Origin of the sequence: Chromobacterium sp. S0633, from assembly GCF_024158805.1 — a bacterium.
Taxonomy (GTDB): domain Bacteria; phylum Pseudomonadota; class Gammaproteobacteria; order Burkholderiales; family Chromobacteriaceae; genus Chromobacterium.
Genome location: NZ_JAMZGH010000004.1, coordinates 236,170 through 251,497, shown reverse-complemented (window position 1 = coordinate 251,497; position 15,328 = coordinate 236,170). Strand labels below are relative to the sequence as shown.

The 15,328-nt window shown below is 65.9% G+C and carries 15 protein-coding genes and 1 tRNA gene; 12 read left to right on the top strand and 4 right to left on the bottom strand.

Going from position 1 to position 15,328, the window contains the following annotated elements:
* Positions 1-42: 42 nt before the first annotated feature.
* Entirely contained in the window at positions 43-750 is a 708-nt protein-coding gene (treR, locus tag NK214_RS04680) for a trehalose operon repressor (protein WP_199225800.1), read from the bottom strand.
* 190 nt (positions 751-940) lie between these two features.
* Between treR and NK214_RS04675 the strand changes: the two genes are divergently transcribed.
* Entirely contained in the window at positions 941-1,417 is a 477-nt protein-coding gene (locus tag NK214_RS04675) for a nuclear transport factor 2 family protein (RefSeq protein ID WP_253313852.1), read from the top strand.
* A 164-nt stretch (positions 1,418-1,581) separates the two neighbouring features.
* On the opposite strand, the gene NK214_RS04670 is transcribed toward NK214_RS04675, so the two are convergent.
* Both NK214_RS04670 and NK214_RS04665 read right to left on the bottom strand, forming a co-directional pair.
* Positions 1,582-2,274, bottom strand: coding sequence for a M24 family metallopeptidase (locus NK214_RS04670; protein WP_107798254.1), 693 nt, complete (start codon positions 2,272-2,274; stop codon positions 1,582-1,584).
* A 37-nt stretch (positions 2,275-2,311) separates the two neighbouring features.
* Positions 2,312-3,376 carry an FAD-binding oxidoreductase gene (locus NK214_RS04665; RefSeq protein ID WP_253313851.1) on the bottom strand — a complete coding sequence of 355 codons (1,065 nt, stop codon included), beginning with the start codon at positions 3,374-3,376 and terminating at the stop codon, positions 2,312-2,314.
* Between the two features lie 123 nt (positions 3,377-3,499).
* Here NK214_RS04665 and NK214_RS04660 point away from each other — a divergent pair, with 123 nt between their 5' ends.
* The 4 genes from NK214_RS04660 to NK214_RS04645 all read left to right on the top strand — a co-directional run bounded on the left by NK214_RS04660 (position 3,500) and on the right by NK214_RS04645 (position 7,880).
* Positions 3,500-4,948, top strand: a complete 1,449-nt coding sequence (locus tag NK214_RS04660; protein WP_253313850.1) for a PLP-dependent aminotransferase family protein — start codon at positions 3,500-3,502, stop codon at positions 4,946-4,948.
* Between the two features lie 44 nt (positions 4,949-4,992).
* Positions 4,993-5,472: an SRPBCC family protein gene (locus tag NK214_RS04655; protein WP_227107062.1), complete on the top strand. Its 480-nt coding sequence runs from the start codon at positions 4,993-4,995 to the stop codon at positions 5,470-5,472.
* Positions 5,473-5,592: 120 nt separating this feature from the next.
* Positions 5,593-5,666: transfer RNA gene (locus tag NK214_RS04650), tRNA-Gly, on the top strand.
* 63 nt (positions 5,667-5,729) lie between these two features.
* On the top strand, positions 5,730-7,880 hold the full coding sequence (locus NK214_RS04645; protein ID WP_107798250.1) for an AsmA family protein: 2,151 nt from the start codon (positions 5,730-5,732) through the stop codon (positions 7,878-7,880).
* 78 nt (positions 7,881-7,958) lie between these two features.
* Here NK214_RS04645 and NK214_RS04640 read toward each other — a convergent pair whose 3' ends face one another.
* Complete coding sequence (locus NK214_RS04640) at positions 7,959-9,932, bottom strand: cation:proton antiporter (protein WP_107798249.1); 1,974 nt, start codon at positions 9,930-9,932, stop codon at positions 7,959-7,961.
* 119 nt (positions 9,933-10,051) lie between these two features.
* Between NK214_RS04640 and NK214_RS04635 the strand changes: the two genes are divergently transcribed.
* The 7 genes from NK214_RS04635 to hpf all read left to right on the top strand — a co-directional run bounded on the left by NK214_RS04635 (position 10,052) and on the right by hpf (position 15,224).
* Positions 10,052-11,032, top strand: a complete 981-nt coding sequence (locus tag NK214_RS04635) for a KpsF/GutQ family sugar-phosphate isomerase (RefSeq protein ID WP_227107058.1) — start codon at positions 10,052-10,054, stop codon at positions 11,030-11,032.
* 25 nt (positions 11,033-11,057) lie between these two features.
* On the top strand, positions 11,058-11,582 hold the full coding sequence (locus NK214_RS04630; RefSeq protein WP_107798247.1) for an HAD family hydrolase: 525 nt from the start codon (positions 11,058-11,060) through the stop codon (positions 11,580-11,582).
* A complete protein-coding gene (gene lptC, locus NK214_RS04625; RefSeq protein WP_107798246.1) occupies positions 11,579-12,148 on the top strand; it encodes an LPS export ABC transporter periplasmic protein LptC in 570 nt (189 codons plus the stop codon). Before NK214_RS04630 ends, lptC begins: the two co-directional genes overlap by 4 nt.
* Complete coding sequence (gene lptA, locus NK214_RS04620) at positions 12,138-12,692, top strand: lipopolysaccharide transport periplasmic protein LptA (protein WP_107798245.1); 555 nt, start codon at positions 12,138-12,140, stop codon at positions 12,690-12,692. Before lptC ends, lptA begins: the two co-directional genes overlap by 11 nt.
* Positions 12,689-13,417 (top strand): LPS export ABC transporter ATP-binding protein, encoded by a 729-nt coding sequence (gene lptB, locus NK214_RS04615; protein WP_227107056.1) that lies wholly within the window; start codon positions 12,689-12,691, stop codon positions 13,415-13,417. The genes lptA and lptB overlap by 4 nt, the downstream gene beginning before the upstream one ends.
* A gap of 3 nt (positions 13,418-13,420) precedes the next feature.
* The gene (locus NK214_RS04610; RefSeq protein ID WP_235084266.1) at positions 13,421-14,842 is read left to right on the top strand and encodes an RNA polymerase factor sigma-54; all 1,422 of its coding nucleotides are present in this window, start codon (positions 13,421-13,423) and stop codon (positions 14,840-14,842) included.
* A 67-nt stretch (positions 14,843-14,909) separates the two neighbouring features.
* On the top strand, positions 14,910-15,224 hold the full coding sequence (gene hpf / locus NK214_RS04605) for a ribosome hibernation-promoting factor, HPF/YfiA family (RefSeq protein WP_019104259.1): 315 nt from the start codon (positions 14,910-14,912) through the stop codon (positions 15,222-15,224).
* Positions 15,225-15,328: the final 104 nt, after the last annotated feature.

The following is a 15,328-nucleotide window of genomic DNA, read 5'->3' as shown; positions in this document are numbered from 1 at the left end:
ATCGCTTCAGATCAAGGAATGACGGCGCGCGCCGCTGCGCCGCTATTTGCGGCGGGCGACGTCGGAGAAGAAGAATTTGTCCAGCCGGTGGCGGGACTCGGTGTATTCGAACTGACGTCCGTCGTAGAGATGGGTGTGGTTCTTGACCACGATCACGTGGTCCATGCCGTTCAGATCCAGATAGCGGCGATCGTCGTCGCCGCAGGCCTGCGCCTCTATCACCCGGCGCGCGTAACTGATGTTCAGGCCCAGCCGCTGTTCGATGAATTCATAGATGGAGCCGGCGGCGGCCTCCCGGTCCAGGCCCGGCACCAGGCTGGCCACGAAGTAATTGATGTCCAGGATCACGTTTTCATTATCGATATTGCGCACCCGCTTGATCTTGAGCAGCGGGGTTTTCTCGCGCACGTCCAGCAGACGCGCCAGTTGCGCGTCCGCCGGCACCGTCTCCATCTCCGCCACCCGGGAGCTGACGCGGCGACCCAGGTGCTGATGCGCCTCCTTGAAGCTGACGATGCCGCTGAGCTGGAACTCGATATTGCCGGAGCGCAGCACGAACACGCCCTTGCCGTGAATCTTCTGCACATAGCCGCGCTCCTGCAACATGTCCACCGCCTTGCGCACGGTGCCGCGGCTGGCCTCGTAGCCCTGCATCAGCTCGGTTTCGGAAGGAATGCGGTCGCCTTGCTGGTAACGCTGGTTGTCGATGTCGGCGACGATGTCGGAAAAGATTTGGCTGTATTTGTTCACGGCGTGGATTCGGCAAGATCTGGCGGAGCGCCCCAGTCCGGCAGTCTGCCTCAAGCGCGGGCGGCGCGCCAGTCCGCGCCGGACGCGTTCTTCCGCTCCGCGCAACACTGCATTGTCCGCCGCGGATATTCCGCCTGCCGCCGGCCCGGCGCACACTGGGCGCCTTCCCTCACCAGACAGGAACGTCGTCATGCACGCACCAGAACTCCGCCCGCCGCTGCCGCCCTTCGATCGCGACAACGCCATCCTCAAGGTCCGCCTGGCCGAAGACGGCTGGAACAGCCGCAATCCGGAACGCGTGGCCCAGGCCTATACCGAAGACAGCCAGTGGCGCAACCGCGCCGAATTCCCGCGCGGCCGCGCGCAGATCATCGACTTCCTCGCCGGCAAATGGCGGCGCGAACACGAGTACCGGCTGATCAAGGAACTATGGGCCCACGACGGCGAGCGCATCGCGGTGCGCTTCGCCTACGAATGGCGGGACGAGGCCGGCCAGTGGTTCCGTTCCTACGGCAACGAAAACTGGGAGTTCGCCGCCGACGGCCTGATGCAACGCCGCTACGCCTGCATCAACGATCTAGCCATCCGCGAGGACGAGCGCCTGTTCCACTGGCCGCTGGGGCGCAGGCCGGACGATCATCCCGGCCTGAGCGAACTGGGCTTGTAAGAACCTATTCAAAGCCTGCTGCGCTTCAGGCCGCCTTGCACGGCGAGTACAAGCTCAAAATGCTCATGTACCACGAGTACATTCCGCTTTTTCGCTCGTTTTCGCCTTGTCTCGCTCTCGCTCGCGAGACTTTGAACAGGCCCTAAACCAGACCTAGGCGGCCCTCACTCCGCAAAGCAGGCATCCTCCAGCAACATGTCCTCGAAGAAGGCGCCGAAGGGCCGGGACGGATGGCGGATGTGGATCTCCAGCACCCACAGCATGCGCGCCGGCGTGAAGTCCACCTCCGCCAGCGGCCCCTCGTGGATGGCCGCGTGTGGGAAGTCCGCCAGCCGGTGGCCGGACAGATCCAGGTTCAAGGCCCAGCCGCGGCCGGCGGCGCAGTCCTCGGCGAAGCGGTACAGCTCGCGCCCGCTACAGCCCTCGCTCGCCCATTTGCGCCTCACCTCGTGGAAGATGGCGCGGGCGTCGGCGGCGCAGCGCGCCATCTCGGGATCGGCGCCGGTGACGAAGCTGTCGCCGCCGTCGCCCTCCCACTGTTTCCACACCGGGCCGATGTCGATGAAGAAAATATCGTCCTCGCCCAGACGCACGCCGGGATCGGAGGCCGCGCCGAAAGTCTTCAGCGTGTTGCGGCCGAAACGCACGTAGACGTCGTGCCAGCCGCGCAGCATGCCGCGCTCGGCCAGGATGTCCTTGGCCTGTTCCACCGCGTCCTCCTCCAGCATGCCCGGCCGCATCGCCGCGGCGATCAGGGCGATCGCCTGCCGGGTTTTGTCCCGCACCGCCATCAATTGCTGCGGATCGAAGGCCGGGCCCACGCCCTCCAGCGCCGATTGTTCAATGCTTGCTTCCATTTCATGCTCCTGTGCTTGAGTGCGGGCAGGCGGTCGCCTACCCGGGTATGGCTATCTGTAAACCGTGCAAGCTTGGCTGCAGGGCGATCTGGCAGGCCAGCCGGCAGCGGCCCTCGTCCGCCTCCGACAGCTCCAGCGCCGCCAGCAGCCGACGCTCCGCGCGCTCCATCGCCGGCAAACGCGGCAGCCAGTCCGGCTCGACGCGTACCAGGCAAGTGCCGCAGGCGGCCTGCCCGCCGCAGACGCCGCGCATCAGGCCGGCGGCGGCCAGCGCCTGCATCAGGCTGCCGGCGGCGGGCGCTTCCAGCCGCCGCTCCCCGCCGTCCGCGGCGCGAACGCTCACCGCCATGAGGGCCGCGCTCGGCGCGGCTGGCGCCGCCGGCTGGAAGGCGTCGGCCAGGAAACGCTCTTCCGGCAAGCCGCGCTGCCGCGTCAGCAATCGGCGCGCCGCGTCCACCATCGCCGGCGCGCCGCAGGCGTAGACCTCCGCGGTGCGCAAACAGGGAAAATCCTCGGCCGCCGCCTGCTGGACGAAACCGCGCCGGCCGTCCCAGTCCGGATCCGGCTCGGACAGCACCGGCTCAAAGCGGAATCCCGGCCGCTCACGCTCCCAGGCTCGCAGCTCCTCGAGCAAATACAGGTCGTCCGCGTTGCGGCCGCCCCAGTACAGGGTCACCGGCCGCCGCCCGGCCGCGCCCAGGCCCTGCTGCAACATCGCCCGCAGCGGCGCGATCCCGGTGCCGGTGGCCAGCATCACGGCCTGATCGACGCCGGAGTCCTCCCGCCACACGCAATCGCCATAGGGCCCTTGCAGCCAAAGCGCGTCGCCCGGCCGCGCCTGCCGGCGCAGCCATTCCGAAAACGCCCCGCCCGGCTGCAGCCGCACGTGCAACTCCACGCCGCCGTCGGCGCGCGGCGGCGCCGCCATCGAGTAACTGCGCGTCAGCCCGCCCGGAGCCGTCACCGAAACGAATTGCCCGCTGCGGAAAAACAGCGGCGCCGCGTCGGCGCACTCCAGCCGCAGCCCGCAGACCTCGCGCCCCAGTCGCTCTATCGCCGCCAGCCGGTAGCGGCCTGCGCCGCTGTCTGCCTCTTGTGTCATTTGCCGCTCCTTGAATGTCCATCCCGATCACTTTAAGCCGTCGCTGGACCAGCAAAAACATCCAGTTTTGATAAGATTGATGGTCCAGAAACGGGAACGAGAACCAGGAAAGGGGTCCGCGGCATGCTGCGAAAATGGGATTTGCAACTGAGCCTGGATAGAGACGGCGGGCTGCCGGTGCATCTGCAAATCGCCCAGCAGATCAGCGCCGACATCCAACGCGGCCGGCTGCGGCCGGGCGCGCCGCTGCCAGGCAGCCGCGAACTGGCGGCGCAGCTGGGCATCAACCGCAAGACCGCGGTGCTGGCCTACGAGGAACTGGCGGCGCAAGGCTGGCTGCTGACGCAGGGCCGGCGCGGCACCTTCGTCGCGCCCAGCCTGCCGCTGCTGTCGCCGCGGTCCGCGCCGGCCGCCGCGCGGACGCCCGCAAGCGTCCCCGCGCACGACGACATCGACTTTGGCGACGGCGTGCCGGATTCGCGGCTGATTCCCTTCGACGTGCTGGGCCGCGCCTACCGCCGCGCGCTGATCGCCGCGGCCCGCGCCGGGCGGCTGGCCTACGGCGACCCGCGCGGCGAACTGCCCTTGCGCCAGGCCTTGGCGGAGATGCTGGACATGGAGCGCGGGCTCAACGCCGACGCCGAACGCATCTGCCTGGTGCGCGGCAGCCAGATGGGCATCTATCTGGCCGGCCGCGCGCTGCTGCGGCCCGGCGACGCGGTGGCGCTGGACGCGCTCAGCTATCCGCCGGCGCGCGAAGCCTTTCGCTCTCTGGGCGCGCGGCCGTTGGACGTGGAACAGGACGCCGCCGGCATGCGTGCGGACGCGCTGGAGCGGCTGTGCCGGAGCCAGCCGGTCAAGGCCGTCTACCTGACCCCTCACCACCAGTATCCGACCACGCGGATGATGCCGGCCGAACGCCGGCTGCAATTGCTGGCCCTGTCGCGACGCTACGGCTTCGCCATCATCGAGGACGACTACGACCACGAATTCCACTACAGCCGCAGCCCGGTGCTGCCGATGGCCAGCCTGGACGCCGCCGAGCGCATCGTTTACGTCGGCTCCCTGTCCAAAGTGCTGGCGCCGGGGCTGCGCGTCGGCTATCTGGTGGCCGAGCCCGCCCTCATCCAGCGCTGCGCCGCCGACATCATGCTGATAGACCGCCAAGGCAACGCCGTCACCGAACTGGCGGTGGCCGAACTGATGCACAGCGGCGAACTGAAACGCCATCTCCGCCGCGCGCTGCGCATCTACCGCGCGCGCCGCCAGGCGCTGGCCGACGCGATAGACCGCCATCTGGCCGGCCTGGCCGAATACGAGTTGCCGGAAGGCGGGCTGGCGCTTTGGCTGCGGCTGCCGTCCTGGGTGGACATGCCGCGGCTGGGCGCGGACGCGCGCAGCGCGGGCGTGCGCTTCCTGCCCGGCGGCGCCTTCGCCGACGACGGCCGCGACATCCCGGCGCTGCGCCTGGGCTTCGGCGCGCTGGAAGCGGAGCAACTGGAGCAAGGCGTCGCCCGCCTGGCGCAGGCGCTGCGCCGGCAAATTCCGGCAACGGGATTGCGGAGCTCATGACAAAGAACTAATCTGAGCCGACACCCTCACCCGAAAGGCCGCGCATGAGCCAAGCCCACGCCCCCTACCGGCTAACGCTGGAACGCCTGATCGACGCTCCGCCGGAACAGGTTTACCGCGCCTGGACCGACCCCGAACTGCTATGCCAATGGTTCACCCCGCGGCCGTGGACGGTGGCCTCGGCCGAACTGGACGTCCGGCCCGGCGGCTCCAGCCTGGTGGTGATGCGCAGTCCGGAAGGACAGGACTTCCCCAATCGCGGCGTCTATCTGGAAGTGCGGCCCGGGCGCCGTCTGGTGTTCACCGACGCTTACACCGAAGCCTGGCTGCCTTCGGCCAAGCCCTTCATGACCGTGACGCTGGAATTCCAGCCCCGCGACGGCAAGACGCATTACCGCGCGGACGTCTTGCACTGGACCGAGGCCGACCTGCGCGAACACGAGGCGATGGGCTTCGCCAGCGGCTGGGGCCAGGCCACCGATCAACTGGAAGACCTGCTGGCCGGGCTGGGCGGAGGCGCTTGAGCGTGTGCTTTTTTATCAATCGCTTAGCGCCCGCGCCGTCGCCGGAACCGCCCACAGCGGCGGCGCGCCTTGCCAAAACAGGCAAAAAACGCTACATTCGGGCGCTCTAGCCGAAAACGCGCGGGTGTAGCTCAATGGTAGAGCAGAAGCTTCCCAAGCTTACGACGAGGGTTCGATTCCCTTCACCCGCTCCAGTCCGATTTCCCAACCCGTAACCTAGATCAAACCGCTGGCATGGCCCATCCGAGCATCCACCCATGAAATTGAACTCCGGCCGGCTGTGGCTTCGCATCGCTGTTTACAGCCTCACCGCGCTAGTGGCGGTCGTCGTGCTGGTGCAATCGCTGATCTACTGGCAATTTAATGAAGCTCAGGTGCGCGGCACCCTGTCGCACGCCTTGCAGGACACCGGCCGCGTCATCAGCATCGAAGGCCGCGTCACCCCGATATTGTTCCCCTCTCCCGGCATCCAGATCGAAAAGCTCTCTGTCTCCGAACCGGGCCAGCAAACGCCGTTTGCCCGCGTGGAGGAATTGCGCGTCGGCCTGGCCTGGTGGCCACTGCTGTTCGGCAACCGCGAAGTGAGCTCGGTGGCGCTGTACGGCCCCAGCGCCAACATCAGCCGCGGCGAAGACGGCCGCCTGTCCATCGCCGATCTGTTTCAGCGCCATAGCCAGAGCAGCTTCTCCATCAAGCTGGACACGCTGAAGATACGCGAGGGCACCCTGGTGCTGTCCGACCAGATGACCCATACCGACAGCCGCGTCGCCAGCATCAGCCTGGACGCGGACGATCTGCGCGGCGGCGCCAGCCTCAGCGCCGGCGCCATCCTGGAACAGGGCTCGCGCCCGGTGCGCCTGGCGGTCAACACGCCGCTGTCCATCCAGGACGACCAGGTCAGCCTGGAGGCGCTGGACGCGGTGGCGATGACCCAGGTTCCCGGCCTGGGCGAAAGCAAACTCACCGTCAGCGGCCAGTACAAACTCAATTTCGCCACCTTGCAGGCCACCGGCAGCAATGTGGCGCTCGCCTTCAGCAGCGAGCGGCCCAGCAGCGAAGTCCACCTGGCGCTGCCGCAGATCAACGCCAGCTTCGACGAGCTGACCATGCCTTCCGGCCAGCTGAGCGCCAAGCTCAGCTACGCGCGCAGCCAGTACCAGCTGGAAGCCGCGCTGGAAAACCTCAAACTCAACGAAGCCGGCCTGTACGCCGACAAGCTGCACGGCGACTTCAACTGGCTGGCCGGCTCCACCAAGGTCAACGTCAAGCTCAACGCGCCGCTGTCCCTGGCCGGCATGAATCAATTGCGGATGCAGCCCTTGGCGCTGACCTCCACCATCACCACCCCGCTGCTGCCGCGCGGCAAGCTGGTGTCCACCATGGACGGCGCGCTGGACGGCGATCTGGACGAGCCGCGCTTCAATCTGCGCGTCGCCGGCAAGATGGACGGCTCCGACCTCGCCGTCACCGTCAGCCAGTACGGCCTGATCAAGCCGCGCCACGAAGCCACGGTGTCGGTGGGCCGTCTGGACCTGAACCGCTACCTGCCGGAAAGCAAGGGCGATCCGGTGGCCATCTTCCAGAACACCGGCGACATCCCGCTGGACTGGCTGGACCTGTTCGACCTCACCGGCAAGGTGGCGGTGGGCGAGCTGGCGGTGGGCCGCTTCCGCATCAAGCAGATCAGCAGCAATGTGCGCATCAACCCGCGCGAGCTGGAGCTGGACCAGATGTCGGCCGACATCTACGAAGGCAGGCTGCAAGGCGACGCCAGCCTCAGCCGCCGCGACGTGCCGCAGCTGAAAGTGAACCAGACGCTGCAGGGCATGAAGATCCGCCCGCTGCTGGTGGACCTGTTCAACTTCAGCCGCCTGGACGGCAAGGGCAACGGCAAGATAGACATCAACGCCGACGGCAAATCCTTCGCCCAGCTGCGCGACACCCTGAGCGGCAATGTGCAGATGAGCCTGAACAACGGCGCGCTGACCGGCATCGACCTGGTGGCGGCGCTGAAGAACCTGCCGGCCGAGCTGAAGGAATGGAATAGCGCCGCGCAGAACGACCAGAAAACCACCTTCGCCACGCTGTCCAGCAGCTTCCGCCTGGACAAGGGCGTGGCGCGCAGCCAGGACCTGAAGCTGGCCTCTCAGCTGATGAATGTCGGCGGCGGCGGCAAGATAGACCTGAAGCAAAGCATCGTCGACTACACCATGGACGTGCAGGCCAACCCGCTGGCCTTTGCCCGCCTCAAGGGCGTCAACGTGCCGCTGAAGATCACCGGCCCGCTGAACGCGCCGGTGTACGCGCTGGACTTCAACGCCATGGTCAAGGGCAAGAAGACCGAGGTGGAAAAGCAGCAGGCGCTGAAGCAGCAGTTGCAGAAGCAGATCACCACCATCCTGCCTTAACGCCCGACAAACAGCATCAAAACGAACGGCCCCCGCAGCTCACGCCGCGAGGGCCGTTCGACATCCTCCCGCCGGTCCTTATTCCCCCTGCAGAATCCGGTACTCGGCCAGCGCCAGCTGCTCCGGCGTGCCCAGCAACACCAGCGCGTCGCCCTGCTCCACCTCGAAACTGTCGTCGAAATCGGTGCGTCGCACCCGCTGACGGCGAATCGCCTTCAATTCCACGCCCAAATCCCGCAGATGCAGATTGGCCAACGGCTGACCCACCGCCGCCGCTCCGGTGCAGACCTGAATGCTCTGCAGCCGCGGCACCAAGGCCTCGTCCATGCCTTCGCCCTCGTCGCTGACGCCGCGGAAGAAGCCGCGGAACAGGCCGTAGCGCTCCTCGCGCACCGCGCGGATGCGGCGCACCACCCGGCTCGGCGGCACGCCGACCACCAGCAGCGCCTGCGAGGCCAACATCAAGCTGCCCTCCATCACCTCGGCCACCACCTCGTCGGCGCCGGCGTGGCGCAGCTGATCCATATCGCTGTCGTCCACCGTGCGCACAATCACCGGCAGTCCCGGCCGCGCATGCTCCACCGAACTCAAAATGCGCAAGGCCGCGTGGGTGTCGGCGAAGGTCACCACCACCGCCTTGGCGCGCATCAGACCGGCCGCCACCAGCACCTCGTGCTTGCCGGCGTCGCCGAACACCACCGGATCGCCGGCCTCGCCGGCCTCGCGCACCCGCTCCGGGTCCATGTCCAGCGCGAAGAACGGGATCTCCTCCGCCTCCAGCAAGCGCGCCAGCGCCTGACCGCTGCGGCCGTAGCCGCAGATCACCACGTGGTCACTCTTGGACATGCTCTCCACCAGCATATGGTGCAGGTCCAGCGCCTGGAACATCCAGTCCTGCTTGATCAGGCGGCGGGTGATCTTGTCCCCGTACAGGATCAGGAAGGGCGCGATCAGCATCGAGATCAGAATCGCGGCGATCGCCGCCTGAGCGGTGCCGGCCGGCACCAGATGCAGGTTCAAGGCCAGCGCCAGCAGCACGAAGCCGAATTCGCCGCCCTGAGCCAGGGCCAGCGCGGCGCGCATGGATTCATTGGACTTGTGGCGGAAGCCGCGCGCCACGCCGAACACCACCGCCACCTTGATCGGCAGCAGCAGGGCCAGCATCAGCAGCACTTCGCCGAAACGCTCGAACAACACCGTCAGCTCCAGCTTCATGCCCACGGTGACGAAGAAGAAGCCCAGCAGAATGTCGCGGAACGGCCGGATGTCCTCCTCCACCTGATAGCGGTATTCGGTTTCCGAAATCAACATGCCGGCGACGAAGGCGCCCAAGGCCAGCGACAGGCCGGACAGCTCGGTCAGCCAGGCCACGCCCAGCGTCACCAGCAGCACATTGATCATGAACAGCTCGCCCGAGCGCTGGCGCGCCACCAGATGGAACCACGGCCGCAGCAGGCGCTGGCCGAAGAACAGCAGCAAGGCCAGCACCACCACCACCTTCAGCGCCGCCAGGCCCAGGTCCATCCACAAGGTGTCGCTGCCGCCGGCGAAGGCCGGGAACAGAATCAGCAAGGGCACCACCGCGATGTCCTGGAACAACAGCACGCCAATGGCCAGCTGGCCATGGGCCTGGTTCAGCTCCAGACGCTCGTTCAGCAATTTGCTGACGATGGCGGTGGACGACATCGCCAGCGCGCCGCCGACGGCGAAACCGGTCAGCGGACTGCCGCTGAGCCAGCCCACCGCCAGACCCACCAGCAACATGGTGGCCGCCACCTGGCCGAAGCCGACGCCGAACACCAGCTGCCGCATCGCGCGCAGCTTGGGCAGGGAAAACTCCAGGCCGATGGAGAACATCATGAAGACAATGCCGATCTCGCCGAGAAAGGCGGTTTCCTCGCCTTGCGGAATCAGATTCATCACGCCGGGGCCGGCCAGAAAGCCCACCACCAGATAACCGAGCATGGCCGGCACTTTCAGGCTGCGGCACAAGGTCACCGACAACACCGCGGCCAGCAGAACCAAGACGATAGGGGCTAGTGACGAATGCATCGCGCGGCGGGGCTCCTGAAGCGAGAGAAAGGAAAAAGACTGCAATTTTTAACACATGCCAAGCAAAAGATGCACCAGCCTGCGTTCAGCGATTATAACCTTTGATATACTTTCGAATTATGGAAAAAGTACAAGCTCCGTCCCGGCTCCAATTGGCCCGGGAAGTCCTGCAGATAGAGTCCGAAGCCCTCACCGCGCTGTCGCGCAGCCTGAACGGCGACTTTCTCGCCGCCGTGGACCTGATCCTGGCCAGCGCCGGCCGTCTGGTGATCACCGGCATGGGCAAGTCCGGCCACGTGGCGCGCAAGATCGCCGCCACGCTGGCCAGCACCGGCACGCCGGCCTTCTTCGTTCACCCGGGCGAGGCCGCCCACGGCGATCTGGGCATGATCACCGCCCAGGACATCGTGCTGGCGCTGTCCAACTCCGGCGAAAGCGACGAAATCATCGCCCTGCTGCCGGCCTTGAAGCGCAAGGGCGTGCGCTTGATCTGCATGACCGGACGCGAAAGCTCCACCATGGCGCAGGAGGCCGACATCCACCTGGACGCCCGCGTGGAGAAGGAAGCCTGCCCGCTGGGCCTGGCCCCCACCACCAGCACCACGGTGCAGATGGCGCTGGGCGACGCGCTGGCGGTCACGCTGATGGACGCGCGCGGCTTCGGCCAGGGCGATTTCGCGCTGTCGCATCCGGGCGGCAGCCTGGGGCGCAAGCTGCTGGTCCACGTTTCCGACATCATGCACAGCGGCGAGGAATTGCCGCGGGTGGCGCCGGGCACGCCGCTGAAGGACGCCTTGCTGGAACTGTCCCGCAAGCGCCTGGGCATGCTGGCCGTCTGCGCCGCCGACGACGCCCTGCTGGGCGTCTACACCGACGGCGACCTGCGCCGCACGCTGGAACGTTCCGCCAACCTTTACGATCTGACCATCGATCAGGTAATGAGCCGCTCGCCGCGCACCATCAGCCCCAAAAAGCTGGCCACCGAGGCGGTGTTCCTGATGGAGCAGAACAAGATCACCAGCCTGCTGGTCGTAGATGAAAGCAACAAATTGATAGGCGCGCTGCATCTGCACGATCTATTCAAGGCCGGCGTGATCTGAGTCGCCGGCATTAGCAAGGACAAGCATGCAAAGCATTTTTGAGCAGGCCCGCAAGGTCAAGCTGCTGATCATGGACGTGGACGGCGTGATGACCGACGGCCGCATCTACTACAACGCCCACGGCGAAGAAAGCAAATCCTTCAATGTGCAGGACGGCCTGGGCCTGCGCCTGCTGCAATCCACCGGGGTCCAGCTGGCCATCATCTCCGGCCGCGCCGACCGCTGCGTCGAGCATCGCGCTCAGGCGCTGCACATCGACCACTACTACGGCGGCGTGCACGACAAAAAACTGGCCTTGGGCGAACTGCTGGAACTCACCGGCCTGACGGCCGAGGAATGCGCCTTCATCGGCGACGATCTGATCGACCTGCCCATCATCACCCGCGTCGGCCTGGCCGTCGCGGTGCCGGAAGCGCCGGCCCTGGTGCGCCAGCGCGCCCACTACGTGACCGGCTGCTCCGGCGGCAAGGGCGCGGTGCGCGAGCTAGCCGAGCTGATCATGCAGGCCCAGGGCTCCTTCGACGCCATCCTGGCCAGGTATCTGGCATGATCCGCCTGCTGCGCTCCCACCGCCTGTTCCCGCTGCTGCTGGTGGGCCTGACCGGCCTGTTGACCGTGTGGCTGGACCAGGTCTCGCGCTGGGACAGCAACCGCCGCGAACTGGACCCGGACAAGCCCGAGTACGTGGCCGAACACCTGATCGCCACCCGCTTCGACCCGCAAGGCAAGCTCTACGAGCGGCTGATCGCCTCGCGCATGTGGCAATACCCGGGCAAGGACGACGCCTTCTTCGAAAATCCCGAGCTCTACCAGTACCAGCAAGGCGCGCTGCAATACCAGTTGATCGGCGACGTCGGCCGTTACAACAACAAAACCCAGCAAGCCTATTTCGACAAGAAGGCGACCATGATCCAGCCCGCCGCCGCGGACAAGCCGGAGACCAAGGTCGTCACCAGCGCCATGCATGTCGACACCGGCAAGAAAATCGCCCGCTCCGCCGCGCCCACCGTATTCTTCCAGGGCAAATCGCACGGCAACTCCGTGGGCTTCGTCTACCAGCAACAGACAGGTTTGTTGAACCTGCTGTCTCACACCAAGATCATTTATGAAAAATAAGCTCCGTCTCCTGCTGGCCGGCCTGGCACTGGCCGCCGCCTCCGTCGCCCACGCCGAACAGGCCGACCGCACCAAGCCGATGGAAATCACCAGCGACAACGGCTGCACCATGGACCAGATCAAGGGCGTCTCCACTTGCGAAGGCAATGTGGTGATCATCCAGGGCACCTTGCGGCTCAACGCCGACAAAGTCGTCGCCACCCAGGACAAGCAGGGCAACCAGACCCTGGTGGCCACCGGCCGCATCGTCACCTTCCGCCAGAAAATGGACGGCAAGAACGAATGGGTGGAAGGCCAGTCCAGCCGCCTCGACTACAGCAGCGCGGCCAACCTCGCGGTGCTGACCGGCAACGCCCGGGTCAAGCGCGAAGGCGACCTGGTGGTGGGCAATGTGATCACCTACAACACCCAGAACGAAACCTACCAAGTGACGGGCGGCACCGCCACCGGCCCCAACAAGGGCCGCGTCACCGTGATCCTGCAGCCCAAGAACACCGCCTCCCAGCCGGCGACGGCCAAACCCGCCAGCGGAGCCGCCAAATGACGCAAAGCGTGCTCAAGGTGGAGCGCCTGCGCAAGCGCTTCAAGAAACGCACCGTGGTCAAGGACGTGGCGCTGGAAATCGCCAGCGGCGAAGTGGTGGGCCTGCTCGGCCCCAACGGCGCCGGCAAGACCACCAGCTTCTACATGATCGTCGGCCTGATCGGCGCCGACGACGGCGAGATTCGCCTGGACGATCAGGTGATCACCCACTACCCCATCCACCAGCGCGCGCGCCTGGGCCTCGGCTATCTGCCGCAGGAGGCCTCCATCTTCCGCCGCATGACGGTGGAGGAGAACATCGCCGCCATCCTGGAAGTGTCCGGCCTCAAGGGCAAGGAACTGGACAAGGAACTGGACCTGCTGCTGGACGACCTCAATATCGGCCACCTGCGCGACAGCAGCGCGCTGTCGCTGTCCGGCGGCGAACGCCGCCGCGTGGAGATCGCCCGCGTGCTGGCCACCCGGCCGCGCTTCATCCTGCTGGACGAACCCTTCGCCGGCGTCGATCCGATCGCGGTGATCGACATCCAGAAAATCATCTCCTTCCTGAAGGAACGCGGCATCGGCGTGCTGATCACCGACCACAATGTGCGTGAAACCCTGCGCATCTGCGACCGCGCCTACATCATCAGCGAAGGCTCGGTGCTCGCCTCCGGCGAGCCGGAAGAACTGGTCAACAACGAGAAGGTGCGCGAAGTTTACCTTGGCGAACACTTCCACCTGTAAGCGATGAAACAGACACTTCAGCTCAAGGTATCGCAGCAGCTGACCCTGACGCCGCAACTGCAGCAATCGATCAAGCTGCTGCAGATGTCCACCCTCGACCTGCAGACCGAAGTCGAGCGCTTCTTGCTGGACAATCCCTTGCTGGAGCGCGGCGACGAAGCGCCGCAGGGCGAAGCGCCGGACGCCGCCGCCCAGGAACCGGAGGCCCCGGCGGAAAGCCGCGACGACGCCTCCGGCGACGACGGCGAACGCGGCGCAGAGACCGGCGAACTGAGCGACTGGGGCAGCGGCGGACGCCGCGGCGACGGCGACGACGAGCTGGACCCGATGCTGAACGTGCCCTGTCCTATCAGCCTGCGCGAGCACCTGCTGGCGCAGTTGGGCGAAGTGGCGCTGCCTACGCGCGATCAGGCCATCGTCCAGCTGCTGATTGAAGAGCTGGACGACGACGGCTATCTGGGCCAGACGCTGGAAGACATCGCCAGCCACCTGCCGCTGGAACTGGAAATCGAGGCCGACGAACTGATGATAGGCCTGCGCCTGCTGCAGCAGTTCGACCCGCCCGGCGTCGGCGCGCGTTCGCTGCCGGAAGCGCTGGCGCTGCAATTGCAGCGGCTGGACCCGGACGAGCCGCAGCGCGGCCTGGCGCTGGCCATCGTCCGCGACCACCTGGCCTTGCTGGGCAACCGCGACTACACCCGGCTGAAAAAACAGCTGGGCGTGGACGACGCCGCGCTGCGCGCCGCCCAGGCGCTGATCGCCCGCCTCAACCCCCGCCCCACCGCCGGTTTCGGCGCCAGCGACACCCAGTACGTGATCCCCGACGTCTCGGTCAGAAAACGCAAGGGACGCTGGGTGGCCGCCCTCAACGGCGGCGCCGTGCCTCGCTTGCGCGTCAACCAGATGTACGCGCGGCTGCTGGCGGAAAACCGCGGCGGCAACGGCGAAATGTCCTCGCGGCTGCAGGAGGCCAAATGGCTGGTGAAGAACATCCAGCAGCGATTTGACACTATCCTGAAAGTGGCGGAAGCTATCGTTGAACGGCAGCAATCGTTCTTTGAACACGGCGAAGTGGCCATGCGCCCGCTGATTCTGCGCGACATCGCGGACGAGCTGGGCCTGCATGAATCCACGGTGTCCCGGGTCACCACCCAGAAATACCTGCTCTGCCCGCGCGGCCTGTTCGAGCTCAAGTATTTCTTCGGCAGCGCGCTGGAAACCGACAGCGGCGGCGAGTGCTCCGCCACCGCGATCAAGGCCCACATCCGCAGCCTGATCGACGCCGAATCGCCGAGCAAACCGCTGTCCGACAGCGCCCTGGTCGAAGCGCTGGCCAAACAGGGAATACAAGTTGCCAGACGCACGATAGCCAAGTATCGTGAAGCCATGCAGATACCGCCGGTCAACCAGCGCAAGACGCTGTGACCCAGGCGGCGGAATACAGCGATCCGGCCGACCCGACCGGACTGTCAACACCAGAAGGAGCTAGGGTATGAACCTCAAAGTAACTGGACTGCATCTGGAAGTAACTCCCGCCCTGCGCGAATACGTTGAAACCAAAATGGAGCGCGTTACTCGACATGTCGACCATGTGATCGACATTTCCGTTACTCTGTCTGTTGATAAACTGGTGCAAAAGGCCGAAGTCAACGTGCATCTGTCCGGCAAGGACATCCACGTGGAAGCCACCGAATCCGATATGTACGCCGCCATCGATCTGCTGATCGACAAGCTGGACCGTCAAGTGCTGAAACACAAGGAAAAGCAGTCTGAACACCGTGCTCCGGCGCCTGAAGCCAGCCTGTAATCCCTTGAATTGGAAGGCGGGGGCCTGCGGGTTCCCGCTTTTCTTTGCACTTGCCCGTTTTCAGTACTATCAAGGCAACGTAGAATTGCCGGGTTTTTCTCAGC

What these genes read in the sequence shown, in the direction of transcription:
- NK214_RS04630 (WP_107798247.1), top strand. Translation starts at nt 11,058, where the DNA reads ATGCAAAGCATTTTTGAGCAGGCCCGCAAGGTCAAGCTGCTGATCATG.
- NK214_RS04645 (WP_107798250.1), top strand. Translation starts at nt 5,730, where the DNA reads ATGAAATTGAACTCCGGCCGGCTGTGGCTTCGCATCGCTGTTTACAGC.
- NK214_RS04640 (WP_107798249.1), bottom strand. Translation starts at nt 9,932, where the DNA reads ATGCATTCGTCACTAGCCCCTATCGTCTTGGTTCTGCTGGCCGCGGTG.
- NK214_RS04655 (WP_227107062.1), top strand. Translation starts at nt 4,993, where the DNA reads ATGAGCCAAGCCCACGCCCCCTACCGGCTAACGCTGGAACGCCTGATC.
- NK214_RS04610 (WP_235084266.1), top strand. Translation starts at nt 13,421, where the DNA reads ATGAAACAGACACTTCAGCTCAAGGTATCGCAGCAGCTGACCCTGACG.
- hpf (WP_019104259.1), top strand. Translation starts at nt 14,910, where the DNA reads ATGAACCTCAAAGTAACTGGACTGCATCTGGAAGTAACTCCCGCCCTG.
- lptA (WP_107798245.1), top strand. Translation starts at nt 12,138, where the DNA reads ATGAAAAATAAGCTCCGTCTCCTGCTGGCCGGCCTGGCACTGGCCGCC.
- lptB (WP_227107056.1), top strand. Translation starts at nt 12,689, where the DNA reads ATGACGCAAAGCGTGCTCAAGGTGGAGCGCCTGCGCAAGCGCTTCAAG.
- NK214_RS04660 (WP_253313850.1), top strand. Translation starts at nt 3,500, where the DNA reads ATGCTGCGAAAATGGGATTTGCAACTGAGCCTGGATAGAGACGGCGGG.
- NK214_RS04675 (WP_253313852.1), top strand. Translation starts at nt 941, where the DNA reads ATGCACGCACCAGAACTCCGCCCGCCGCTGCCGCCCTTCGATCGCGAC.
- NK214_RS04635 (WP_227107058.1), top strand. Translation starts at nt 10,052, where the DNA reads ATGGAAAAAGTACAAGCTCCGTCCCGGCTCCAATTGGCCCGGGAAGTC.
- lptC (WP_107798246.1), top strand. Translation starts at nt 11,579, where the DNA reads ATGATCCGCCTGCTGCGCTCCCACCGCCTGTTCCCGCTGCTGCTGGTG.
- NK214_RS04665 (WP_253313851.1), bottom strand. Translation starts at nt 3,376, where the DNA reads ATGACACAAGAGGCAGACAGCGGCGCAGGCCGCTACCGGCTGGCGGCG.
- NK214_RS04670 (WP_107798254.1), bottom strand. Translation starts at nt 2,274, where the DNA reads ATGGAAGCAAGCATTGAACAATCGGCGCTGGAGGGCGTGGGCCCGGCC.